At 67.0% G+C, this 22,408-nt stretch carries 24 protein-coding genes; 13 read left to right on the forward strand and 11 right to left on the reverse strand.

The window, feature by feature from the left end; translation table 11 throughout:
- Positions 1-1,118, forward strand: a 1,118-nt coding sequence (locus ACSBP4_RS17455; RefSeq protein WP_435552979.1) for an NAD(P)/FAD-dependent oxidoreductase, incomplete at its 5' end; no start/stop codon positions are given.
- A 1-nt stretch (position 1,119) separates the two neighbouring features.
- On the opposite strand, the gene ACSBP4_RS17460 is transcribed toward ACSBP4_RS17455, so the two are convergent.
- Together ACSBP4_RS17460 and ACSBP4_RS17465 are read right to left on the reverse strand one after the other, a co-directional pair.
- Positions 1,120-1,611, reverse strand: a complete 492-nt coding sequence (locus tag ACSBP4_RS17460) for an Hsp20/alpha crystallin family protein (RefSeq protein WP_049965071.1) — start codon at positions 1,609-1,611, stop codon at positions 1,120-1,122.
- Between the two features lie 201 nt (positions 1,612-1,812).
- A complete protein-coding gene (locus tag ACSBP4_RS17465; protein ID WP_162834890.1) occupies positions 1,813-1,971 on the reverse strand; it encodes a DUF7559 family protein in 159 nt (52 codons plus the stop codon).
- Between the two features lie 251 nt (positions 1,972-2,222).
- Here ACSBP4_RS17465 and ACSBP4_RS17470 point away from each other — a divergent pair, with 251 nt between their 5' ends.
- The 3 genes from ACSBP4_RS17470 to ACSBP4_RS17480 all read left to right on the forward strand — a co-directional run bounded on the left by ACSBP4_RS17470 (position 2,223) and on the right by ACSBP4_RS17480 (position 5,664).
- The gene (locus ACSBP4_RS17470; protein ID WP_435552980.1) at positions 2,223-3,950 is read left to right on the forward strand and encodes a radical SAM protein; all 1,728 of its coding nucleotides are present in this window, start codon (positions 2,223-2,225) and stop codon (positions 3,948-3,950) included.
- A gap of 150 nt (positions 3,951-4,100) precedes the next feature.
- Positions 4,101-4,511: a TRAM domain-containing protein gene (locus tag ACSBP4_RS17475; RefSeq protein ID WP_006650007.1), complete on the forward strand. Its 411-nt coding sequence runs from the start codon at positions 4,101-4,103 to the stop codon at positions 4,509-4,511.
- 250 nt (positions 4,512-4,761) lie between these two features.
- Positions 4,762-5,664 carry an ATP-binding cassette domain-containing protein gene (locus ACSBP4_RS17480; protein ID WP_435552981.1) on the forward strand — a complete coding sequence of 301 codons (903 nt, stop codon included), beginning with the start codon at positions 4,762-4,764 and terminating at the stop codon, positions 5,662-5,664.
- A 24-nt stretch (positions 5,665-5,688) separates the two neighbouring features.
- Here the strand turns inward: ACSBP4_RS17480 and ACSBP4_RS17485 are convergent, their stop codons facing one another.
- The 4 genes from ACSBP4_RS17485 to ACSBP4_RS17500 form a co-directional block, all read right to left on the reverse strand.
- Positions 5,689-6,630: an ABC transporter permease subunit gene (locus ACSBP4_RS17485; protein WP_435552982.1), complete on the reverse strand. Its 942-nt coding sequence runs from the start codon at positions 6,628-6,630 to the stop codon at positions 5,689-5,691.
- Between the two features lie 59 nt (positions 6,631-6,689).
- Entirely contained in the window at positions 6,690-7,364 is a 675-nt protein-coding gene (locus ACSBP4_RS17490; protein ID WP_435552983.1) for a YkgJ family cysteine cluster protein, read from the reverse strand.
- Between the two features lie 30 nt (positions 7,365-7,394).
- A complete protein-coding gene (locus tag ACSBP4_RS17495; protein WP_435552984.1) occupies positions 7,395-8,219 on the reverse strand; it encodes an MBL fold metallo-hydrolase in 825 nt (274 codons plus the stop codon).
- A 101-nt stretch (positions 8,220-8,320) separates the two neighbouring features.
- On the reverse strand, positions 8,321-8,602 hold the full coding sequence (locus tag ACSBP4_RS17500; RefSeq protein ID WP_006182618.1) for a helix-turn-helix domain-containing protein: 282 nt from the start codon (positions 8,600-8,602) through the stop codon (positions 8,321-8,323).
- 210 nt (positions 8,603-8,812) lie between these two features.
- Here ACSBP4_RS17500 and ACSBP4_RS17505 point away from each other — a divergent pair, with 210 nt between their 5' ends.
- The gene (locus ACSBP4_RS17505; protein WP_006650011.1) at positions 8,813-9,520 is read left to right on the forward strand and encodes a class I SAM-dependent methyltransferase; all 708 of its coding nucleotides are present in this window, start codon (positions 8,813-8,815) and stop codon (positions 9,518-9,520) included.
- A 53-nt stretch (positions 9,521-9,573) separates the two neighbouring features.
- Positions 9,574-10,473 carry a glycosyltransferase family 2 protein gene (locus ACSBP4_RS17510; RefSeq protein ID WP_006650012.1) on the forward strand — a complete coding sequence of 300 codons (900 nt, stop codon included), beginning with the start codon at positions 9,574-9,576 and terminating at the stop codon, positions 10,471-10,473.
- A gap of 30 nt (positions 10,474-10,503) precedes the next feature.
- On the opposite strand, the gene ACSBP4_RS17515 is transcribed toward ACSBP4_RS17510, so the two are convergent.
- Entirely contained in the window at positions 10,504-11,292 is a 789-nt protein-coding gene (locus ACSBP4_RS17515; RefSeq protein ID WP_049965066.1) for an enoyl-CoA hydratase/isomerase family protein, read from the reverse strand.
- A gap of 130 nt (positions 11,293-11,422) precedes the next feature.
- Entirely contained in the window at positions 11,423-12,367 is a 945-nt protein-coding gene (gene cysK / locus ACSBP4_RS17520; RefSeq protein ID WP_435552985.1) for a cysteine synthase A, read from the reverse strand.
- 136 nt (positions 12,368-12,503) lie between these two features.
- Here cysK and ACSBP4_RS17525 point away from each other — a divergent pair, with 136 nt between their 5' ends.
- From ACSBP4_RS17525 to ACSBP4_RS17535, 3 genes are all read left to right on the forward strand, one after another.
- The gene (locus ACSBP4_RS17525) at positions 12,504-13,265 is read left to right on the forward strand and encodes an SIMPL domain-containing protein (RefSeq protein ID WP_049965064.1); all 762 of its coding nucleotides are present in this window, start codon (positions 12,504-12,506) and stop codon (positions 13,263-13,265) included.
- A gap of 90 nt (positions 13,266-13,355) precedes the next feature.
- Positions 13,356-14,531 carry an ABC transporter substrate-binding protein gene (locus ACSBP4_RS17530; protein WP_435552986.1) on the forward strand — a complete coding sequence of 392 codons (1,176 nt, stop codon included), beginning with the start codon at positions 13,356-13,358 and terminating at the stop codon, positions 14,529-14,531.
- A 1-nt stretch (position 14,532) separates the two neighbouring features.
- Positions 14,533-15,483 (forward strand): FAD-binding protein, encoded by a 951-nt coding sequence (locus ACSBP4_RS17535; RefSeq protein ID WP_435552987.1) that lies wholly within the window; start codon positions 14,533-14,535, stop codon positions 15,481-15,483.
- A gap of 127 nt (positions 15,484-15,610) precedes the next feature.
- On the opposite strand, the gene carA is transcribed toward ACSBP4_RS17535, so the two are convergent.
- Complete coding sequence (gene carA / locus ACSBP4_RS17540; RefSeq protein WP_435552988.1) at positions 15,611-16,690, reverse strand: glutamine-hydrolyzing carbamoyl-phosphate synthase small subunit; 1,080 nt, start codon at positions 16,688-16,690, stop codon at positions 15,611-15,613.
- A 102-nt stretch (positions 16,691-16,792) separates the two neighbouring features.
- Between carA and ACSBP4_RS17545 the strand changes: the two genes are divergently transcribed.
- Both ACSBP4_RS17545 and ACSBP4_RS17550 read left to right on the forward strand, forming a co-directional pair.
- Positions 16,793-17,206 carry an Lrp/AsnC family transcriptional regulator gene (locus ACSBP4_RS17545; protein WP_006650019.1) on the forward strand — a complete coding sequence of 138 codons (414 nt, stop codon included), beginning with the start codon at positions 16,793-16,795 and terminating at the stop codon, positions 17,204-17,206.
- Between the two features lie 113 nt (positions 17,207-17,319).
- Positions 17,320-19,188 (forward strand): PAS domain S-box protein, encoded by a 1,869-nt coding sequence (locus ACSBP4_RS17550; RefSeq protein WP_435552989.1) that lies wholly within the window; start codon positions 17,320-17,322, stop codon positions 19,186-19,188.
- 122 nt (positions 19,189-19,310) lie between these two features.
- Here the strand turns inward: ACSBP4_RS17550 and ACSBP4_RS17555 are convergent, their stop codons facing one another.
- Together ACSBP4_RS17555 and ACSBP4_RS17560 are read right to left on the reverse strand one after the other, a co-directional pair.
- Positions 19,311-19,475: a hypothetical protein gene (locus ACSBP4_RS17555; RefSeq protein WP_162834889.1), complete on the reverse strand. Its 165-nt coding sequence runs from the start codon at positions 19,473-19,475 to the stop codon at positions 19,311-19,313.
- A 498-nt stretch (positions 19,476-19,973) separates the two neighbouring features.
- Positions 19,974-20,699, reverse strand: coding sequence for a PHP domain-containing protein (locus ACSBP4_RS17560; protein WP_435552990.1), 726 nt, complete (start codon positions 20,697-20,699; stop codon positions 19,974-19,976).
- A 54-nt stretch (positions 20,700-20,753) separates the two neighbouring features.
- On the opposite strand from ACSBP4_RS17560, the gene ACSBP4_RS17565 reads away from it, so the two are divergent.
- Together ACSBP4_RS17565 and ACSBP4_RS17570 are read left to right on the forward strand one after the other, a co-directional pair.
- Entirely contained in the window at positions 20,754-21,722 is a 969-nt protein-coding gene (locus ACSBP4_RS17565; protein WP_435552991.1) for a diacylglycerol/lipid kinase family protein, read from the forward strand.
- Positions 21,723-21,792: 70 nt separating this feature from the next.
- Positions 21,793-22,353 (forward strand): NUDIX hydrolase, encoded by a 561-nt coding sequence (locus ACSBP4_RS17570; protein ID WP_006182604.1) that lies wholly within the window; start codon positions 21,793-21,795, stop codon positions 22,351-22,353.
- Positions 22,354-22,408: the final 55 nt, after the last annotated feature.

The following is a 22,408-nucleotide window of genomic DNA, read 5'->3' on the forward strand; positions in this document are numbered from 1 at the left end:
CGGTCGTCGGCGCGGGTGCCGTCGGCGCGACCGCGGCCTACGACCTCGCACGCGAGGGTGCCGACGTGACGGTCTACGACCGCGGGAGCGTCGCCAGCGGTGCCAGCGGCCGGGCGGCGGGGATCTGTTACGACGCGTTCGCGGACGGGCTCGACGCCGAGATCGCCGGCGACGCCATCGAGCGCTTCCGCGCGCTCTCGGGCGACGACACCTTCGAATTCGTCGAGTGTCCCTACGTCTGGCTCGCCCGCGAGGACGATCCCGAACGCGCTGACGCGATCCGAGAACAGGTCCGACGAATGCAGGAAAACGGCACCGTCGCGCTCGAACTCGAGGGCGACGCGCTCGCGGACCGGTTCCCCGCCCTGCGGACCGACGACGTTGCCGTCGCCGGGATCGCTGGCGCGGCGGGCTATGCCGATCCCGCCGAGTACACCGCCTGTCTCGCGGCCGCGGCCACCGGTGCGGGCGCGACCCTCGAGACCGAGACCCCGGTCGAGGTCCGGGCCGATCCGAGCCGGGTGATCCGTCCGGACGGCGACGTTCACGAGGTCGACGCAGTCCTCGTGGCAGCCGGGGCCCGGACCGGCGGATTGCTCGCGGACGCGGGTCTCGAGTTGGCCGTGAAACCCTATCGCGTCCAGGCGCTGCTCGGGGACGGCGACCTCGCGGAGCCGATGTGTTACGATGCGAGCGGTGACTTCTATCTGCGACCGCACGCCGGCGGCATTCTCGCGGGCGACGGGACCGAAGAACGCGAGGCGGATCCCGACGGCTACGACCGCGAGGCCGATCCCGAGTTCCGGACCGATCTCCGCGAGCGGGTCTCACACCGGGTTCCGGCGATCGATCTCGGAGGTGAGAACGCTATCACGCGCTCGTGGGCCGGTCTCTGTACGGCGACCCCGGACCGGGATCCACTGGTCGGTGCGGTTCGGGACGGGGTCTACGCCGCGACCGGCTTCCAGGGTCACGGGTTTATGCGCGCGCCGGCGATCGGGCAGCGACTCGCGGCCGAGATCCTCGGCGGCGACGGGATCGACGCGTTCGACCCGACTCGGTTCGACGGCGACGAAGAATTCGAGATCGCGGAAGGAATGTCGACGGAGCCGAACTGACTTAGTCGTCGACGGTGACCGGTTCGGTCTCGGGGTCCGTCTCCGCGGATCCGGTCCGGTCGGTCTGCTCGAGCGACTCGGGACTCGGCTCCGTCTCCTGTGACGGCTCTTCGAGCGACGATCCCTTCGGGATTTCGACGCTCAGCGTGCCGGTTTCGGTGAGTCGGGCGGTCCCGGCGTCGGGATCGACGACGGCGTCGCCGGGCAGTTCGGCGGCGCCGGATAACGACATCCCCCGGCCGGGGAACCGCATCTCGTAGCCCTCGTGGAATCCCCGGAAGCGATCGATCCGGATCTTGACGGTGCCATCGAGATATCGGACCTGCACGTCGTCGGGTTCGGCACCGGGTGCGTCGAAGACGACCCGATAGGCGTCGTCGTTCTCGAGGATGTCGACGGGGAGCGAACGGTGGTTCTGGACGCGGCCGCTCGCGCGCCCGATCTGTCGATACAGCGTGTTGCCGACCGATTCCCCGAGGTCTTCGAGGCTCACGGGACCTCACCCCGGGCGAGACGGCCGGTGCGGGCGGCGGTCGTGGGGACCGAGAGAAGGGACTGACAGTACGTGGGAGACATGGCCGTACGAACGGATACGTGAGCCCGTTTCATATCTCTTTTGCCCATGCCAAAAGAAACGTCAGACGCGCGGCTCGACACCGTCCCAGCAAGGCGACGGACGGACGCCACTCCCCCGTCAGAGTTCGACCCGCTCGAGGCAGTCGGTCCCCCCACAGACCGGACACGACAGGTCGGTGACCTCGAGGTCGTCGGGAACGTCGTAGGTGTAGTGGTTCTCGAAGATATCGAGAAAACAGTCGTCGTCGGTACACACGATCTCTTCCGTCGGCGGCATACCCGTCCGTTCGGTCGGGAAACTAATCAACATTGGCTTCACCCACGACGACTGCAGGCTCCGGTGGCTCAGTCCCTCTCGAGGGCCGGCCCGACGCCGGGCGCGAGTCGCGTGATGGCTGCCGGCCCGTCGGGGTTCCCGAGGACGAACCGCCCTCCTCGCGGACCGGCGGCGGTAGCGATCCGGCGGCGGCGACCGTCGACCGAGGGCGTGTAGTCACCGTTTTACCCCTCGAGGCGCTACCGGGAGCCATGACTGACCCCGAGACGCTGTCGGTGACGATCGTCGACGGCTACGTCGACGAGCCCGCACACTTCGGGGTGCCGCCGTACATCTCGACGTATCCCCGGTACGCGGCGGGTGCGCTCGTCGACGCGGGCGTCCCGCGCGAACAAATCACCTATCACACGATCGACCGACTCCGCGACGAGCCCGATTACTGGCGGGACGTCGACGAGGCCGACCTCCTGCTCTATCTGGGCGGGATGACCGTTCCCGGCAAGTACGTCGGCGGGACGCCGGCCGAACCCGACGAAGTCCGCAAACTGGCCTGGACCGCCACCGGCACGAGCCTGATGGGCGGCCCCGTCAAGTTCGGCGTCGGCGACGAAAACGCCGGTGCGACCGAGACCGAACGGCAGGACCTGGACTTCGATTTCGTCGCCAAGGGCGACGTCGAGGCCGCCGTTCACGACCTCGTCGAGAGCGGCCTCGAGGGCTTCAACAACCGGATGCGAGACATCGAGGAGGTCTCGCGGTGGGCACGGGAGGGCGCGTTCGTCGTCGAACAACACCCCAACCATCCCGACCATCTCATCGCCGAACTCGAGACCTCGCGGGGCTGTGCCTACCGGTGTTCGTTCTGTACGGAACCGCTCTATGGCAACCCCGAGTTCCGGCCGCCGCCGACCGTCGTCGGCGAGGTCGACGCCCTCTCAGACTACGGCGTCAGACACTTCCGGCTCGGCCGGCAGGCCGACATCCTCGCCTACGGCGGCGACGGCGAGGCGCCGAATCCCGACGCCCTGCGCCAGCTCTACGGCGGCATTCGCGAGGTCGCGCCCGACCTCGAGACGCTGCACCTGGACAACATGAACCCCATCACGATCGTCGAGTGGCCCGAGAAGAGCCGCGAGGGGATCCGGATCATCGCCGAACACAACACGCCCGGCGACACGGCCGCGTTCGGTCTCGAGTCGGCCGATCCGGTCGTTCAGGAGGAGAACAACCTCAACGTCACCGCCGATGAGTGTTTCGAGGCGGTCAAGATCGTCAACGAGGAAGCGGGCTGGCGACCCGGCGAAGGCCCCGGGGACGGCCCGAGCGTCGGTCGGGACACCCCGAACCGGCTCCCCAAGCTCCTGCCCGGCATCAACCTCCTGCACGGCCTCAAGGGCGAGCGCGAGGAGACCTACGAGCGCAACCGCGAGTTCCTCCAGCGGGTCTACGACGAGGGCTACATGCTCCGTCGGATCAACATCCGGCAGGTGATGGCCTTCGACGGCACCGACATGAGCGACACCGGGGCCGAGATCGCCAACGACCACAAACAGCTGTTCAAACGCTACAAGAAGCGGGTCCGCGAGGAGATCGACAACCCCATGCTCGAGCGGGTCGCCCCGCTCGGGACCGTCCTCCCCGACGTTCACCTCGAGTACCATCAGGACGGCAAGACCTTCGGCCGCCAGCTCGGCACCTACCCCCTGCTGGTCGGGATTCCGGGCGAGCGCGAACTCGGGCGGACGATCGACGTCGCGGTCGTCGACCACGGCTACCGCTCGGTGACCGGCGTCCCCCACCCGCTGGATCTCAACGCGGCCTCGATGGACGAACTCACCGCCATCCCCGGCATCGGGGACAGTACCGCCGGCGACATCGTCGTCGACCGCCCCTACGAGACCCTGTCCGATGCCGACTTCGGTACCGAGGTCGACCTCTCGCGGCTCGCGACGGTTCGCCCCCTCGAGCGCGCGGACTGATTCCGTGCGTCTGGGACCGTCACACACTCGCATGGTCCCTCGAACCCGCCGGTCGAACGGGTACACAAGCCTCTTTCCCCGTCAATCGACGGCTCGGTGTCGGTAGTTCTATTATGGATGGGTCTCTGCAATGAAATAGAGGGTCTACCTGTGGAGATATCTGAAAAGCTGCTGTGTCTGTTCAGTACGGACGTTTCGGAGGAAGAGGATCGCTACGTCATCGAAGTACCCCGTCAGGAGGTCGAAACCGGCGACATCGACCCCGGCGAGGTCTACCGCGTCGCGCTCATTTCGCGGGACGAGGCGGCCACCGAGGACGACTCGGGGACGGCGAGCCAGCCCCAGAGCGCACCGTCGGAGCCGCAGCCACCGGTCGACGTCGGGGAAACCCGCTACGTCGAAATCGAGGACATCGGCAAACAGGGCGACGGCATCGCCCGCGTCGAACGCGGCTACGTCATTATCGTGCCGGGTGCCGACGTCGGCGAACGGGTCAAGATCGAAGTCACCGAGGTCAAGTCGAACTTCGCGGTCGGCGAGATCATCGAGGACACCTTCTAGAAGCCACCTTTTTGTCCGGGTCCTCTCGCGCCTTCGGCGCGCTCGAACCCGGACAAAAAATCTGGACCAAAAAGGCCGAGCGCGAGCGCCGCTCGCGCTCGGTGAAACGGCGCGCGGAGCGCGCCGTACGCTCGAGCCATGTCGACACCGGTTTCGCTCCCGTTTGTCCTGTTGGCACCGTCCTTTCTACCGAGACGATTCTGGATTGCTACCGGTAGTACTAACCCCTTTCTGATTGGTATACTGAAATATGTGTGTGATCGAAACCGACGGGCTGACGAAGCGGTACGGCGACACCGTCGCCCTCGAGTCGCTCGATCTCCGCGTCGAATCGGGCGAGGTGTTCGGTTTCCTCGGGCCGAACGGGGCCGGCAAGTCGACGACGATCGATATCCTGCTGGATCTGATCCGTCCGACGTCGGGGTCGGCGTCGGTCTTCGGACTCGATCCCCGGACGGACGGCCCGGCGATCCGACAGCGGTGTGGCGTCGTCCCCGACGGCTGTTCGATGATGCCCGACTGGACCGGCCGCGACCACGTCGCGTTCGAGATCGAATCCCGCGGCGTCGACGACGATCCCGACGTTCTCCTCGAGCGGGTCGGGCTCGCCGACGACGCCGACCGCGTCGCGACCGACTACTCGCGGGGGATGACCCAGCGACTCCTCCTCGCGATGGCGCTCGCGGGCGATCCGGACCTCCTGATTCTCGACGAGCCGTCGACGGGGCTCGATCCCAACGGCGTCGAACTGATGCAGGAGATCATCCGCGAACGCGCCGACGCCGGAACGACGGTCTTCTTCTCGAGTCACCTGCTCGCACAGGTCGAAGCGGTCTGTGATCGCGTCGGCATCCTCCGGGACGGCGACCTCGTCGCCGTTGACAACCTCGAGACGCTCCGGTCGGACCTCGGGACGAGTACGACGATGCGGGTGACCGTCGAACGCGTCCCCGACGATCTGTCGCCGCTGTCGGCGCTCGAGTCGGTGGCGTCGGTTCGGACGGACGAGGGGACGATCGTCCTCGAGTGTTCCGAGAACGCGACGGTCGACGTGTTGACGACGCTGGAAGACCTCGGCGCCGGACCGCAGGACTTCGACCTCGAGACGGCGTCGCTACAGGACGTCTTCTCGGAATACACTGCCGCAGCGTAGAGCGGGAGCGTCGAAAGCGGAATTTCAGACGATGTCGACGGCCTCGAATCGCCGGGACGCGACGAGCGGCGGGACGACGAGCCAGAACACGAGTACAGGAATCGCCAGCCACTCGGACAGATACCACGGAACCGAACTGCCCAGTTCCATCGAAACAATGGTCGAGTCTGAGACGAATTCGGTATTGAGTTCTTGACTGATCCACGTCCCGTAACTGTGCGAGTTCGGGAGTCCGGCGATCCAGTTCGTCGCGACGAGGTACGCTCGGAACGGGACGAGACGAGTAACTAGGAGCGATACCGACTGCGGAAGGTCGCCGACGATCGGCGTCAGAATCGACGTAAACGTCATGCGCCAGAGCATCCCCGTGGCGACGAATATCGGGAGGAGGGCGGCAATCGCTCGGCGACCGGTCGCGACGACCATCGAGACCGTCATCGCGATCGAGAGCCAGACGAGAACGTAGAGGACCGACACGGCCACGAATGCGAGCGTCTCGAGGATCGGCGGGGGACCGAGAGCGACCGTACAGACAGCGAAGCCGGCACCCAGTGCGAGAACGAGCAGCGCCGAGAGCGCACCCGCGTGCCCGAGGAATTTTTGTCGCAGATACTCGCTCCGCGAGTACGGTAACTTCAAGAGAAGCGGGAGTCGGCCGGTGTTTCGATCGCCGGTGACCGATGCGTATCCGGCGAAAATACCGACGAAACCGCCGATAATCGAGCAAAACCATTGGAAAGCGATGAGTGGGTACCGTGATCCGAGGTACCGTTTTGCGTCGGCATTACCGAACGCCAACTCCAGTGATGACGCGACACCCAGGCCGAATAGCAGTAGTGGGAAGAGCCAGTATCGCGGCTTCGTGACGTACGTCCGGAACTGCTGTTTCGCGAGCGGAAACCGGTCCGCGATCGTTTCGTGCGTCGATCGCTCGGTGTTCGCAACGTTCCGTCGTCGGGGACCCATACGTGATAGCGGTGGCCGCCGCTACATAATGATTTCATTCTTTCATTCTGGGCCAGGAATTACTTCTCGAGCGGCGTCCCGTCCGCCCGCTTCGCACCTTCGGAGTCGTGGACGACGACCTCGCCTGGGTCGGGATCGACCGGCGCGTACTCGTCGCGGACGGCGATGGCTTCCTCGAGTTCCCGCACGGCCCGTTCCTTCAGCGCTCGAGCCAGTTCTTCGGCGTCGTCACGCGAAATGTCCCGACCCAGGCCCTCGCACTCGTGGGCGCGGACCATGCCGGCCTCGTCGACCGCTTCGCCCATGGGCTGGCTGGTGCCCGCGAGCGCGACGCTGAAGGGGTAGGTACGACAGATCAGCGGCCGGTCGTCGTGAGCGGTACACGCACCAGTGCCGGACTCGTCTTCCTCGTAGAACGTACAGTCGCCGCAGTCGTCAGTTTGGAGCGCCCACTCGAAGGTCTCGCCCTCGAGGCCGCCGTCGTCGGTCGCCGAGAGGCCGTACGGCATCGGTCGGGCGATATCGCGCCAGTCGTACTCCTCGTCGTACTCGTCGCTTTCCTCGAGATTCCGAACTTCGTCGGGAAAGACGGTCGCCGTGTGGTCGTCCGCGTCGTCGGCTTTGCAGCAGGCCCCACAGCGGGTACACTCGAAGCCGATCGACTCGATCGCGTCCGCGAGGTCGGCGATCGAGAGCTGGCGGGCGTCGTCGAGTTCGGCCTCGAGCGATTGCACGCTCGAGGGGAGGCGGTCGAAGCGGAAAAGTCAGTCGTCCGCGGACGGTGCAGCGCGCTCGCCGTCCCACTCGACCCGCCCCTCGACGGCGAGTTTCTCGAGGTGGGCCAGGACCGTCGCTCGCGCGAGGTCTTCCACCCCTGAGAGGTCCTTGTCGTAGGCCGCTTCGAGGATCCCCTCGAGCGTGTCCGCGCCGCCGGTGACGGCCTCGCGGACGCGTTGCTCGCGGTCGGCCCGGTGGGTAAGCAGTCGCTCGAGGGTCTCGCGGGGCGCGTCGATCTCGGGCCCGTGACCGGGATACAGCGCCGGCGGATCGGCCGCCCAGAGGCGACGGAGAGTCGTCACGTACGCGCGCATGTCACCCTCGGGTGCGCCGACGACGACGCTACCCTCGCGGACGGCACAATCACCACAGCAGATCGGGCCGCCGTGGCCGGCCTCGAGGGCGACGTGGTCCGGCGCGTGGCCGGGCGCGTCGAGAACGCGAACGCACTCCTCGCCGAGCGGAATTTCGGTCCCCGGCGTGACGGTGCGGTCGGGGGCGATCCCGGTCGCGTCGCGAAAGCGGTCGACGCGGCCGTAGCGGGCCCAGACCGTCGCGTCGGTTTCGGCCGCGTAGGCCGCGACGGCACCGACGTGATCGGGGTGGGTGTGGGTGACGAGGACGTGATCGACGGATCGGTCGCGGACCGCCCGGTCGAGGGCGTCGGTTCGAGCCGCGGGGTCGACGAGGATCGCCGACTCGGGGCTGGATTCGCCGTCCGAGGACGGTTTCGCTCCCTCGAGGAGGTACGCATTGGTGTCGCCGGACGGCGCGCGCGTCGCGACGGGGACGGACCACCGAGTAACGTGCATGTCAGGACAGTACGACCGGGTGAAAAAAGACGTATCGGCGGCGACCGGCACTCGATCCCTCTCCGCTCCCCCGAGCAGTGGAGACGTGGGCGGCGAGTCGGTCAGTGATTCAGGTAGTAGACCTGTTTGCGCGCGTCGCGGAAGCTGTATCGGGAGCCGACCAGTCCGACGTCCTCGAGGCGATTGAGGGCGTAGCGGACGGTGCGGTCGGGCAGCAGCGACTCCTCGGCGAGTTGGCCCTGCGAGAGCGGCGAGTCGGTCTCGAGAACTTTCGCAACGAGTTTCGCGCTCGGGGGCAGATCGCGGAGTCGGTCGCGGTATTCGTCCTCCGACAGCGTTTCTTCGGCAGCAGCGCCACGGTCCTCGGCTGTACTCATGCTCATACCCACTTGAGTGCAATCGCCAGTGGTAAAGCTTCCCTATATGTGGATACGAACAATGCAGTTTGTATAAGGCATATGAATGAGGTATTAACACAATATATTGTGCCCGGCTCCGATCGACCGCAGGCGGGTGGGTAACTGCCGTCGACACCGATTCGTCAGTCGACTCCAGTATCGTTTTATCCCATCGCGACAGTAGATTCGCTCAGTGTGAAAGGACAGGAGTGGTACCAAGCCGACGACATCGCCGAGGAATACGACGACAAGCGCTTCTCCCGGGGCGGCCAGCTGATCGACCGCCGGGAGAAGGAGGCCGTCCTCGAGGCCATCATGCCGGTCGAGGACCGCAAGGTCCTCGAGATCGCCTGTGGTACCGGGCGGTTTACGGTCATGCTGGCCCACCAGGGGGCCGACGTCGTCGGACTCGACATCTCGGCGGCGATGTTACAGCAGGGACGACGGAAGGCGAAACAGGACGAGCTTTCGGGAACGCTGGAGTTCCTCCGGGGGGACGCGGGGCGGCTGCCGTTCCCGGACGATCACTTCGATACCGTCATCGCGATGCGGTTTTTCCACCTCGCTGACGACCCCGAGGCCTTCCTCGAGGAGATGCGACGGGTGGCCCGCGATCAGATCGTCTTCGATACGTTCAATCGGTTCTCGAGCCGGAGCGTCTACAACTGGGCGCTGCCGATGGGGTCCCGACTCTACTCGAAGAGCGAAGTGGCGGTCCTGCTCGCGAAGACCGATCTCACGCTCGTCGACGTGGAAGACGACTTCCTCCTCCCCTACGGGTTGTATCGATCGATTCCGAACGCGCTCGCCTCGCCACTTCGGGCGATCGACGAGGCGGTTGGGAAGCTCCCGGTCACCGATCACTTCGCGTCGGTATCGTACTGGAACGCGCGCGTTCGGTGACGGCATCGGGGTCAATCCAATCTATTTACTATCAGGAGCCCGTACCGGGACGTATGGAGCTCTCGGTAGTCGTCTCGACGCTGAACGACCGGGAGCGGTTGCCGTCGTGTCTCGATGCCCTCGGGGGGCGAACGCCGTCGTCGACGGAAATCATCGTCGTCAACGGCCCGTCATCGGACGGGACCACCGGCGTCGTCCGTGATCGCGACGACGTCGACGTCCTCGTCGAGATCTCCGAGCGAAACCCCGGCGTCTCCCGGAACGCCGGCCTCGAACTCGCGACGGGAGACGCGATCGCCTTCCTCGACGGCGAGTACACGATCGATCACAGCTGGTATCCGGCCATCGAGGGGGCGATGGCCGACGAGACCGACGTCGTCACCGGCCCCATCACCGGCGGTTCCGATCGTGAGCGCGATCGCTCGCCCCGGCGGATCGGCGGCCGGACGGTGACGGAGTTTCACGGCGACAACGTCGCCTTCGAGCGATCCGTCCTCGAGGCATTGGACGGGTTCGACGAGTACCTCGTCCAGGAAAGCGAGTGCGACTGTGCCCACCGCGTTGCCGGCCTCGAGTACGAGGTCTCGTGGGACGCGGCGATGGCCGCCCGCCGTGAGGTCGGGACCGACGGCGGCCGGGCCGACCCCGACTGGGGGGCGACCTACCGCTCGCTGTCCTACCGACTCGCGAAGAACTACGGCCCCCGACCGAGCGTGTTCGCCCGGACCGTCGGGAGCGCGCTCCGGGACGGTGCCGGCGGCGTCCGTCGACTGGCCGCCGGCGAGGCGACGCCGACCGGCTGGGTCTCGGACGGCGTCGATGTCACCGAAAACATCGCACGCGGGCTCTGGGACGGCGTCCGCGCCCGCTATGCCGACCGCTCGAGCCGACGGAACCCCAACGGGCTCTCGGAGCGCCACGACCGGGCGGTTCGGGTCTACGACCGGCGCTGACGTGGTATCGCGGGCCCGCCTCACCACCTGTTATTCGCCGCGGAACTCGGGTTCCCGGCCCTCGAGTCGCGCCTCGAACCCTTCGCGGTAGTCGTGGGTGTCGTCTATTTCGTAGGCCAGTTGGCGCTCGTAGGCCAGCCCCTGCTCGAGGGGGGTCTCGAGGGCGGCGTTGAGGGCTTTCTTCGCGTTTCGAAGCCCGAGCGGCGCGTTCTCACAGAGGTCGTCGGCGAAGGCCTTCGCCCGCTCGTCGACGTCGTCGGTATCGACGACCTCGTGGGTCAGGCCGATGTCGGCGGCCTCCTCGGGGTCGATGAACTCGCCGGTCAGGACGATCTCTTTGGCCTTCGAGAGTCCGACCAGCCGGGGGAGCCGCTGCGTGCCCCCTGCATGGGGGAAGGTCCCCAGTTGGACCTCGAGCAGGCCGTACTTCGCGTTCCGGCCGATGATCCGGAAGTCACAGGGCAGCGTGAGTTCGAACGCGCCCGCGGGTGCGGCGCGTTTGATGCCGACCACGACCGGTTGGCGGGTCTCCTCGATCGTCTCGAGGACCTCGGGGAACTTGTTGCGGTCGATCTCGGCGTCGGGCTCGACCCGGTCGCGCATCATCTCGAGGTCCATCCCGGCACAGAAGACCGGCCCTTCGCCGAGCAGGGTGGCGGCACGGATGTCTTCGTCGGCGTCGACCCGCTCGAAGGCCGTGATGAGGTCGTCCATGAGCGGGACGGTCATCGCGTTTCGCTTGTCGGGTCGCGAGAGGTAGACATCGGCCCGGTCGTCGTGCCAATCGATCGCCGCGAGGCCACTGCCAACGGATTCCATGGGCGATGCATTGCGCGGGACCCGGTTAAGTGTGGCTGGGGCCGCACGTCCTGCCGATATCGTCACTCGAGTGCGACGCGATTCCCGGATCAGTCGCGCCCGAGGCGAGTTCCGCGACTCGAGTCCGCGGTCAGTCCTCGATGTCGTAGAGGTCCGTCGAGAGGTAGCGTTCGCCGGTGTCGGGGAGGACGACGACGATCAGTTCGTCGGGGTTGTCGGCGGCGTAGTCGGCGGCGGCCGCGATCGCTGCACCGGCGGAGATGCCCACGAGCAACCCCTCCTCGTGGCCGAGTGTCCGGGCCGCGGCTCTGGCGTCGTCGGCCTCGACGGCCCGGACCTCGTCGACGAGTTCGGTCCGGAGGATCTCCGGGACGAAGCCGGGGCCGATCCCCTGGATGTCGTGGCCGTCGGAACTGAGTTCCGAGAGGGTCGGCGACTCGGCGGGTTCGACCGCGACCGACGTGAACTCGGTCTTCCCCCGCTCTTCCTTGATATACTCCGAGACGCCCGTGATCGTGCCGCCGGTCCCGACACCGGCGACGACCGCGTCGACTGCGCCGTCCGTGGCCTCCCAGATCTCGGGGCCGGTCGTCTCCCGGTGGGCCGCCGGGTTGGCCTCGTTTTCGAACTGGCCCGCGAGGACGGCGTTCTCCCGATCGGCGACGATTTCCGCGGCCCGCTCGTTGGCGCCGCCCATCCCGTCCTCGGCGGGGGTCAGCTCGAGGTCGGCCCCCAGCGCCCGCAGGAGTTGGCGGCGCTCGGTCGACATCGATTCGGGCATCGTCAGCACACAGTCGTAGCCTCGAGCGGCCGAGACGGCCGCCAGCCCGATCCCCGTGTTGCCGCTGGTCGATTCGACGACGGTGCCGCCGGGCTCGAGAGCGCCCTCGCGCTCGGCGGCGTCGATGATCGCCCGTGCGATCCGGTCTTTGACGGAGTAGGGGTTGGCCGCCTCGACTTTCCCGACACAGTTGTCGGCGACGGCATCGAGTCGCAACAGCGGCGTCTCGCCGATCAGTTCGTTGACGGTCGCTGCGGCATCGATCTCGGCTGCAGCGGGAAGCGATGAGTCCATCACCCGAATCACTGGCGAGGACGCCAGTCCGCGTTATCCCGAACAGGTTCGTACGGGTTCGTGACTCGCGGCCCTGGCTCAAAGCCACGTTTGAGCTTGGGGCGGGCTTTTTTCCGTTTCCGAACGACCGTTCAGTATGGATCGACGACGATTCCTCGCGGCCTCGAGCGTCGGGCTCGTGGCCGCAGTGGCAGGGTGTACCGGAAGCGCGACCGAGGGCGACGACGACCCCGAACCGGGATCGACTACGGGCTCGGATGCGAACGGCACCGACGCCGACGGCGAGATCACGGTGAGTGCCGACGGCGAGGTCGAGGCCGAACCGGATCAGGCGACGGTCGATGTCGGGGTCACTGCGACCGGCGAAAGCGCCGACGCGGTCACCGACGAACTCGCCAGCGGTGCCGAACGGCTCCGCGAGATCTTCGACGACCTCGGCATCCCCGACGAGAACGTCGAGGAGGGGCGGTACCGCGTCCATCCCGCTCGCGGGCGCGAGACCGACGGGTTCGAGGGGTCTCACTCATTCGACGTGACCCTCGCGGACGTCGATCGGGTCGGCGAGGTCATCGACGCCGCGATCGAGGCCGGTGCCGACGACGTCGGCCGGGTCCGGTTTACGCTACAGGAAGAGACCCGATCGACGCTACGCGAGGACGCGATCGACGCCGCGCTGGAAAACGCCGACGCGGAGGCGGCACACATCGCCGACAACCGCGAGGTCGAGATCACGGGAACGGCGGCCGTTACGACCGGTGACGTGCAGGTGCATGCGGTCCGTACCGAAGCCAGCGACGACGCGGCCGGAGGTGCCGGCGGGGCCCCGCCGACCGAGATCGATGCCGATCCGGTCAGCGTGACCGCGAGCGTGACGGTCACCTACGACTTCGAGGCGTGACCGTTTCGGCGGGCCCGTCCGGCGGACCGCAACGTTTTCGGCCAGCCTAAAACCGAACGCTTTTTGAATAATTAGGCTCGCCTAAAACGTATGGATCCGACCCCACACGCGGACCGGAGCCGTCGCGCGTTCGTCGCGACGGGTATCGCGGCCGGCAGTGCGGCAGTAGCCGGCTGTATCGGCGGAATCGATTCCGAATCGACGAGCGATGGCGACTCCTATACCGTCTCGATGGCCCCGATGGGCGAGGTCGAGTTCGATTCCGTGCCGCAGGACGCCTTCGTTACCTTCCCGCAGTACGCGGACATGGCCGTCGCGCTCGGCCACGGCGACGCGGTCACCACCCTCTTTGCACCCGACATGTCCGGCGCGACGATGAACACCTACTACGACCGACTCGAGGGCGTGTCCTTCGAGTGGGAAGGACTCGAGAATCCCCTCGCGGAGGGACTCAGCGAAGAGCGACTCTACGCCCTCGACAGCGACGTTCACTTCCTCGATCCCTCGTACCCGGTCAAGAACAACGACGACTGGGATGCCTCGACCGTCGCGGACGTCGCCGATCAGATCGGCCCGTGGTTCGGCAACTTCCACAGTGGGGTCCACAGCGAGCCCGCGTCGGCCTACGCCGACAGCTACGAGTACTACACCCTCTGGGAGATGTTCGAGCGGGTCGCGGCGGTCTTTCGCGAGGAAGAACGCTACGAGGCGCTCGCCGAGGTCCACGCGGATCTGCGCTCGCAGATCGAGTCGAACCTCCCGCCCGAGAGCGACCGGCCGACGGTCGCCCGCGTCACGTTGGGCCAGGGTCAGTTCTACGCCTACCACCTCAACGCGCCCGGCTACTGGCAGGCCGACACCCGGCCGCTCGGGGCCCGCGACGTCTTCGCCGACCGGGACTGGGAGCGCGACTGGGGCACCGTCGGCTACGAGGCGATGCTCGACGCCGATCCCGACGTGATCCTCCACCTCTGGGGGATCACGCCTCGATACGCCATCGGCAACGTTCGCAAGCGACTGGAAAACGACTCCGCCGGCAGCCAGCTCACCGCGGTTCAGGACGACCGGGTCGTCCCCGGCGGAATGCGCTATCAGGGGCCGCTCATGAACCTCTTCCAGCTCGAGATGACGGCCAAGCAGCTCTACCCCGAGCGGTTCGGCGAGTGGCCCGGCTACGAGTCGGGCGAGTCCTACCCCGAGATTCCGGCCGACGAGCAGCTGTTCGACCGCCAGCGCGTGGCCGAAATCGTCACCGAGGGCGCGTAGGATGGGCACCGACGGCGACGACGCGACTGGCGGTACTGACCGCGAGTTCGACGCCGACGTGGCCGTCGTCGGCGGCGGGCCGGCCGGCTGCGCCGCCGGCGTCTTCACCGCGCGAGCGGGCCTCGAGACGACGGTCTTCGACCGCGGCCCCTCGTCGCTACAGCGGTGTGTCTCCCTCGAGAACTACCTCGGGTTCCCCGGCGGGATCGACGTCGGGACCTTCCTCGATCTCGCGCGAGATCACGCCGAGACGGCGGGCTGTCGGTTCCACGAGGACCTCGTCGAGTCGGTCGCGTTGCCGGCCGACGGCGGGTTTCGGCTCGAGACGCAGGCCGGCGACGCCTACCGGACGCGGTACGTGATCGCCGCGAGCAAGTACGACGGCTCGTACCTCCGCGGGCTCGACGACCCCGACGCGCTGTTCGTCACCGAGGAGCGCGACGGCGAGACGGTCGAGCGCTTCGACGGGACCTATCCCGACGACGACGGGCGGACGCCGGTCGACGGCCTCTACGTCGCCGGCCCGCTGGCCGGCGGTGGCGATCAGGCGATCATCGCGGCCGGCCACGGCGCGACGGTCGCCCGGTCGTTACTCCGGGACCGCCGCGAGGACGCGGGCTACTGGGGCCGGTTCGCCGAGTGCTACGACTGGCGACGCGATGCCGCGGACAGGGCCGAGGAGTGGGCCGATCCCGACCGCTGGGTCGAACTGTTCGAATCGGACGCTCCCGAGGAGTACGACCCGGCCGAGATCCGTCGCCTCGCCGAGGCCTACGCCGAGGAGCGCGACGACAGCTACGTCGACCCCGACACCGCGAGTCGGCGGGCCGACCGCGGACAGCGTCGGCTCGCGGCCGCGCTGGACGACGCGGTGCTGCTCGAGGCCGTCGACGACGAGACGATCCGCGAGTACGTTCGCGACGCGGACGGCGACGATCCGACGGAGGACTGACCGGAGACGGCCCGCGAGCGGCGATTGCGTGTTCCATCGTACGCTCGAGTGACCGGGTTCGCGTCGCTATCGATTTCGAAGGGGGACTGAAAAGCGGCTATCGAACGGAAAACGAGGGTCGCGGCCGTTAGTCGTCGGCCGGAACCGCCTGCGAGTCGGCTCGCCCGGAAGCCATGGCGAGGACGTCGTCGAAGAAGTCGAGGGTGTCGTGCGGGCCGGGGTTGGCCTCGGGGTGGTACTGACGGGTGATCACGTCGTACTCGACGCCGTCGATTCCTTCCGGCGTGTCGTCGTTGACGTTGATCTGGGTGACCTCGAGGTGCTCCCCGGGATCGGCGACCGTGTAGCCGTGGTTCTGGGTCGTCATCACGACCTGCCCGGACTCCAAGTCGAGGACGGGCTGGTTGACGCCGCGGTGGCCGAAGGTCATCTTCTCGGTCGACCCACCGAGGGCCTCGGCGACGATCTGCTGGCCGAGACAGATGCCGGCGACGGGCGTGTCCTCGACGAACGCCTCGACGAGGGTGATCGCCTGCCCGAAGTTGACCGGGTCGCCGGGGCCGTTCGAGATGAAGAGCAGATCGGGGTCGACGGCCTCGACCGCGGACACGTCGGCATCGTAGGGCAGCACGTGAACCGTCGCGTCGCGCTCGAGCAGCGAACTGATGATCGAGCCCTTCGCGCCGCAGTCGATCAGCGCGACCGTCTCGCCGTCGTTGTCCTCGCCGTGGACCTCGGGCTCGTCGACGCTGACTTGCGCGCCGATGTCGGTGTGGTCGCTCATCGCCTTGCAGGCCTCGAGTTGCTCGAGGGCGTCTTCCTCGGTGACGTCCTCGCCGACGGCGATACCGCATTTCATCGCGCCGCCGTCGCGGATGTCGGTGACGACGTCGCGGGTGTCGAGGTGGTCGACCGCCGGGATGCCCTCGCGCTCGAACCAGTCGACGATCTCGTCGGTGAACTCCTTGGCGATCGCGGCGCGGGGGTGGATGCGATCGTCCTCGAAGCGCTCCTCGCGGACGCCGTAGTTGCCGATCAGCGGATACGAGAACGTGAGGATCTGCTCCTCGTAGGAGGGATCGGTGAGACTCTCCTCGTAGCCGGTATACGCTGTCGTGAATACGATTTCGCCGCGGGCCGTCCCGTCGGCACGACCACGTCCCTCGAGTACGTGGCCGCCTTCCAGTGCGACGTAGGCTTCCGTCATTACGATCTACGTATCGGATGGACCGGCATAAGTGTTGTCTTCGAAGCTCAGTTACGATTTTCGTAATCGGTAAGTGCGGGTTCGCCGTAGGTACGCATCTCCATGGACGACCTGGACCGACAGATCCTCGATATTCTCCGGCGAGACAGTCGCACGCCCTACACGGAGATCGCCGACGAAGTAGGGACCAGCGAGGGGACCGTCCGGAACCGCGTCGAGCGGATGCTAGACGACGACGTGATCGAGCGCTTTACGATCTCGACCCGGACGGGCAACGTCCAGGCGATGATCGAACTCAGCGTCGCGGTCGATGTCGATACCAAGGCCGTCTCCGAACGGATCGCCGAGTGGGACGAGGTCGACTTCGTCTGGATGGTCTCTGGCGAACAGGACGTCGTCCTCGTGGTCGACGCCGCGGACACGCGCGGGGTCAACGATCTGATCACCAAGGCCCGCGACCAGGAGGAGGTCGTGAGTACGAAAACGCGGCTGATTCTGGACGAGGAACTCGGCTGAATTCGCCGCTCGCTTCGCTCCAGTCGGGAGCGGGCGACTCGAGTCGCGCCGGTGTTCCCGTTCGGTAGGCGAACTCCCTCGCTTTTTTGCCCGATGGGCCACATTCCGTTCTAATGACCACCGAGAAACGCTCCGGAAATCGAAACGAGTCGGTCGCGGCCGATCGAACGGGGGATTCGAATCGGGACCGATCGGTGGCCCTCGACGAGGCCGAAACGCTGTTTCACGCCGTCGAAGAGGCCGTTTTTCTGATCGATGTCGAACGGACGGAGCGGGATCTCGAGTTCAGGTTCCGACGCGTCAACCCAGCCTACGAAGCGGCGACCGGCCTGACCGACGCGTCGGTCACGGGGAAATCCCTGCAGGACCTGTTCGAGTTGTCCCCCGACGGCGACACCCTCTGTCGATACCGGGAGTGTGTCGAGGGCGAGGAGCCGGTTGACGTCAGCGCGACGCGTTCGTTGCCGGTCGGGCAACGAACCGTCGAGACGACGCTGCACCCGGCCGACTCGAGCGGTCCGGTCCGTCGGATCGTCGGCATCGTTCGTGACATCTCCGAACGGGCGACGACGGAGCGTGAACTCGAGCGGAACCGGGACCTCCTGACGAAAGCGGAGGGCCTCGCGGCCGTCGGCGGGTGGGAACTCGATCTCCGAACGAACGATCTCCGGTGGACCGACGGGACGCGAGCGATCTTCGAGGTCGACGACGACTACGAGCCCACGCTTTCTGACGCGATCGAGTTCTATCGGCCCGACGATCGGCCCCAGATTCGGGCGTTCGTCGAGGCATGTCGACGCGACGAGGAGTCGTACGACGGCGTCCTCGAGATCGTCACGGCCGAGGGGAACGAACGATGGGTCCGGACGGTCGGGGAACCGGTCACGGAGGACGGAACCGTCGTCGCGTTACGCGGCGCGATTCAGAACGTCACGGCGCGGAAGGAACGCGAGCGGGAGTTGCAGCTCTTCCGAAAAGCGGTCGAACAGGCCGGTCACGGGATCATCATCACGGACCGCAGCGGGACCATCGAGTACGTCAACCCGGCCTACGAACGGGACACCGGATACAGCCGCACGGAGGCCGTCGGCCTGAACCCGCGTATCGTCAAGTCGGGAAAGCACGACGAGGCGTTCTACGAGGACCTCTGGGACACGATCGGCTCGGGCGAGATCTGGGAAAGCGAACTCATCAACCGGCGCAAGTCCGGCGAACTGTACCACGTCGACCAGACGATCGCACCGATCACCGACGACGCGGGCGAGATCACGCATTTCGTGGCCATCGAGACCGATATCACGGCACAGCGGTTGCGGCGACAGCGTCTGGGCGTCCTCAACAGAATCCTGCGACACAACATCCGAAATGCGATGAACGTCATCAAAGGGAACGCGACCCGGCTCCGGACAGTGTCCGCCGAAGAGGACCGTCACACAGCCGTGACGGCGATCGAAGAGCAGGCGGCCGACCTCCTCAAGATCAGCGAGAACGCGGCCGCCGTTCGAGACCTGTTCCAGCGGGAACGAGACGCCGATGCGACCTGCGACGTCGGCACGATGGTCTCGAGGCTGGCGGCCGACTTCGACGAACAGTACCCGGACGCCGCTATCACGGTCACGGCCCCCGATTCCGTCCCGGTACAGGCCGACGACCGCCTGGAGATGGCGATCCGGGAAGCGATCCACAACGCCGTCAGTCACAACGACCGCCCCGTCCCGGACGTGACGGTCGGCGTCACCCCGCCCGAGGCGACCGACAGCGGTGACTGGGTCGACATCGTGATCGCCGACAACGGCCCCGGCATCCCGGCGGAAGAACGACCGATGATCGAACTGGGTCACGAGACGCCGCTCGTCCACGGCACCGGCCTCGAGCTGTGGCTCATCTACTGGGTGACGAAGAACGTCGGGGGCGAACTGCGGATCAGCGAGAACGAGCCGCGTGGCACGATCGTCACGCTCCGGGTGCCGCCGGCGACGTAGCCCGCCCGCGGTGGGGGCGACTGTGCCGCTGCGGTTCGGAGACACGAACCGTCAGCGAGGCGTTGCATGCGGCCTCGAGCGGGCCACCGGCGGTCCTCGAGCGGCGGTCAGACGACCTCCTGTCAGTCCTCCCGATCGGGCGTCAACAGGGCCGGCGGCAGCGAGCAGCCACAGGGTTCGACGGTGCCGGTTGACGGCCCCGTGGCGACGACGAACGCGACCGGCTCGCCGCAGGTCGGACAGTCGGGAAACGGCGTGTCGTCGCCGGCCTCGGGATCGCTACTCATCGGCCCGCCTCCGCGGGTTCTCGAGCGAGTGGAGACGGACTCGAACGCGGTCGTGACTGGCGATGCGACCGTCGTGCGGGACGTTTATATCCCGGTAGAACGAACTGAATCATGGCTTGCTAACCCTCTCGGGTTGGAAGCCGAGTCTCGGGTGCTAGGTCCACCCGGGACGTTTCGAGACGTCCCCTGTCGGAGATCGGCTTCCGTACTAATTGTTGGTCAGTGGTCACTTATATCTACTGCTGGCGTGGTGGAATCTGTCGGCGTTCGCTCGAGGCGGTCGGGCGGAAATAGCGCTCGAGAACCGATGTCTCCGAGGGGAAGTGTGCTGCTATCGTGGCAACACGGAGTAGCCACGCCCTCCCCAACCGATTCGCTCGCTCCAGAGTCGCTCGCTCATCCCTCGCACGGTTTCGAACTGTGCCTCACTTCCGCTCGGCACAGTTCAGCGAGCGCCACCGCATGGCGGTTCGTCGATCCGCTGTGAGAGAGCAGTCGCTACTGTTCGACTGTCCCCTCGTCCTCGCCGGGCGGTGTGCCCACGCCGGGCGTCGGGCGGTCGATCGCGTCGATCACGCCCTTGCGGTCGTGGATCGCACGGTAGGCCCGCCGCAGCAGGTTATCGAATCCCGATCGCGAGACCGTCGCGCTCACCCGGCCGTCGCGGATCGCCTCGACGATCGACTCGGGCGTGAGCCGGTCCGCCTCCACGACGGTGTAGGCCCGGCCCACCTCGAAGGGGTAGTGGGCGTCGCTGCCGCCGACCAGCGGCAGATCACGTTCGCCGGCCAGTTCCTCGACCAGCGGCTGAGACCGGGGGTGTTTGCCGTTGACCTCGATCGCGTCGAAGGGAACGTCCTCGAGTTCCCGCACCGTGCTGTTCCGGAACGGGTGGGCGACGACGGCGGCGCAGTCGCGGTCGTGGGCCAGCGCGACGGCCTCTTCGGGCGAGAGCGCGCCGGGTTTCGTCGCACGGGGCGGATCGGGGCCGACGACGAGGACGTGGCCCCGGTCCGTGGTGATCTCGATGCCCGGCAGCGTCGCCACGTCGGGGACGGGATCGAACGGCGTGTAGTAGTCGTGGTTGGTCGTCGCGACCCCGTCGAGGCCGCGCCGCGCGGCCATCTCGGTGAGGAGCCTGACGCCCACCGGATCGAACCGGTCGCCGAGCGCGCGGCGACCGTGGAAGAATCGCGTGTGCGCGTGGAGGTCGACGGTGTACACGGCTACGCAGACGCCGGCCAGACCCTTTTGCGCTCGGCCGGCGTCTCCCGCGGTATGCAATCGGAGGGGCCGGACGACGGTCGTTCGAGCGACCGCGTCCTCGTCTGCAACCCCGTCAGCGGCAGCGGGGACCACGTCGACACCGTCGCCGCGCTCGCGGACCGACACGGCTTCGAGATCCGGACGACAGAGGAGGCGGGCGACGCAACCCGACTCGCTCGCGAGGCCGCGCCCGACGCCGACCTCGTCGCCGCGGCCGGCGGCGACGGCACGCTTAACGCGGTCGTCAACGGCGTCGCAGCCGCCGACGCCCTCGGGTCGACGACGGTCGCCGTCGTCCCGGCGGGCACGGGCAACAACTTCGCGACGAACGTCGGGATTCGGGGGATCGAGCATGCCTTTTCGGTGATCGAAGAGGGCCGCCGCCGGGAGATCGACGTCGGCTGGGCCAACGACCGAACCTTCGTCAACTCCTGTGTCGGGGGGATCACCGCCGAGGCCAGCAGCGAGACGACCCCCGAGAGCAAGGCCGAACTGGGGGTGCTGGCCTACGTCAAGAATACGATCGAGACGGTCGGGGAGTTCGACTCGCTCCCGCTGCGCGTCGAGACGGCCGCGGGCCCGAACGGCGAACGGGCCCGCGCCTGGGAGGGCGAGGCGATGTTCGTCCTCATCGGGAACTGCCGGCGTTTTACCGGCGCACGGACCGCACAGGCCGATGTCGAGGACGGCCTGCTCGAGGTGACGATCGTCGAGGACGCCGCGACGACGGACCTGCTGAGCGGCGCGGCCCTCGAGGGGTTGTTCGGCGGCGATAGCACGCACATCGTCCGCCGACGAACGCCGACGCTGTCGATCGAGAGCCGTGCGGACGCCGTCGAGTACAGCCTGGACGGCGAGACCCTCGAGACCGAACGGCTGCGACTCGAGACCGAGCCCGGCGCGCTCACGATTCCAGTCGGGGAGACGTACCGGCCCGATCCCGACGGGGGCGAGCTATGGTCGCTCGAACCCGCCGGATAGGGAGCATATCGATTCGAAACGGCCGTCACGAGACGATACTGGTTTCAGGAGTCACGGTAATTGTGCGGATATGAGTACGCCGGAGGAAGACCTCCAACACGAGAACGCCGGACAGGACGTGATCGCCGTCGACGCCGACGATACCGAACTCGAACTGGTCAACCGGCTCGACGCCCACACCGGCGACGGGATTCGTCACCGGGCATTTACCTCGCTCGTCTTCGACGGGGAGGGCAATATTTTGCTCGCACAGCGCGCGCCGGACAAGCGCCTGTGGGGCACCTACTGGGACGGCACCGTCGCCTCCCACCCCGTCGAGGGCCAGAGCCAGGAGGAAGCGACCCGCCAGCGTCTCGAGGAGGAACTGGGGATCTCCCCGGACCAGTACGACGACCTGCAGCTGACCGACCGGTTCGAGTACAAGCGCTACTTCGAGAACGCGGGCGTCGAACACGAGGTCTGTGCCGTCCTGCAGCTGACGCTGTCCGACCGGAGCCTCGATCCCAACGAGGAGGAGGTCGCCGGCCTGATGTGGGTCCCGTACGAGCGACTCCACTCGAACCCGGAGTGGTACCGCCAACTGCGACTCTGCCCGTGGTTCGAAATCGCGATGCGACGGGACGTGCGATAACGAAACGCACGACGAAACACCCTCGAGAAACAGTACACGAGCGGGAGGTTTATAG

Source organism: Natrinema sp. CGMCC1.2065 (assembly GCF_051225675.1).
Classification (GTDB): domain Archaea; phylum Halobacteriota; class Halobacteria; order Halobacteriales; family Natrialbaceae; genus Natrinema; species Natrinema thermotolerans.

Bases quoted from the DNA above. Each gene is read 5' to 3' on its own strand.
- ACSBP4_RS17565 (WP_435552991.1), top strand. From the start codon at position 20,754: ATGCAATCGGAGGGGCCGGACGACGGTCGTTCGAGCGACCGCGTCCTC.
- ACSBP4_RS17550 (WP_435552989.1), top strand. From the start codon at position 17,320: ATGACCACCGAGAAACGCTCCGGAAATCGAAACGAGTCGGTCGCGGCC.
- ACSBP4_RS17495 (WP_435552984.1), bottom strand. From the start codon at position 8,219: ATGCACGTTACTCGGTGGTCCGTCCCCGTCGCGACGCGCGCGCCGTCC.
- ACSBP4_RS17500 (WP_006182618.1), bottom strand. From the start codon at position 8,602: ATGAGCATGAGTACAGCCGAGGACCGTGGCGCTGCTGCCGAAGAAACG.
- cysK (WP_435552985.1), bottom strand. From the start codon at position 12,367: ATGGACTCATCGCTTCCCGCTGCAGCCGAGATCGATGCCGCAGCGACC.
- ACSBP4_RS17480 (WP_435552981.1), top strand. From the start codon at position 4,762: ATGTGTGTGATCGAAACCGACGGGCTGACGAAGCGGTACGGCGACACC.
- ACSBP4_RS17535 (WP_435552987.1), top strand. From the start codon at position 14,533: ATGGGCACCGACGGCGACGACGCGACTGGCGGTACTGACCGCGAGTTC.
- ACSBP4_RS17555 (WP_162834889.1), bottom strand. From the start codon at position 19,475: ATGAGTAGCGATCCCGAGGCCGGCGACGACACGCCGTTTCCCGACTGT.
- ACSBP4_RS17465 (WP_162834890.1), bottom strand. From the start codon at position 1,971: ATGCCGCCGACGGAAGAGATCGTGTGTACCGACGACGACTGTTTTCTC.
- ACSBP4_RS17545 (WP_006650019.1), top strand. From the start codon at position 16,793: ATGGACGACCTGGACCGACAGATCCTCGATATTCTCCGGCGAGACAGT.
- carA (WP_435552988.1), bottom strand. From the start codon at position 16,690: ATGACGGAAGCCTACGTCGCACTGGAAGGCGGCCACGTACTCGAGGGA.
- ACSBP4_RS17485 (WP_435552982.1), bottom strand. From the start codon at position 6,630: ATGGGTCCCCGACGACGGAACGTTGCGAACACCGAGCGATCGACGCAC.
- ACSBP4_RS17530 (WP_435552986.1), top strand. From the start codon at position 13,356: ATGGATCCGACCCCACACGCGGACCGGAGCCGTCGCGCGTTCGTCGCG.
- ACSBP4_RS17570 (WP_006182604.1), top strand. From the start codon at position 21,793: ATGAGTACGCCGGAGGAAGACCTCCAACACGAGAACGCCGGACAGGAC.
- ACSBP4_RS17525 (WP_049965064.1), top strand. From the start codon at position 12,504: ATGGATCGACGACGATTCCTCGCGGCCTCGAGCGTCGGGCTCGTGGCC.
- ACSBP4_RS17515 (WP_049965066.1), bottom strand. From the start codon at position 11,292: ATGGAATCCGTTGGCAGTGGCCTCGCGGCGATCGATTGGCACGACGAC.
- ACSBP4_RS17470 (WP_435552980.1), top strand. From the start codon at position 2,223: ATGACTGACCCCGAGACGCTGTCGGTGACGATCGTCGACGGCTACGTC.
- ACSBP4_RS17510 (WP_006650012.1), top strand. From the start codon at position 9,574: ATGGAGCTCTCGGTAGTCGTCTCGACGCTGAACGACCGGGAGCGGTTG.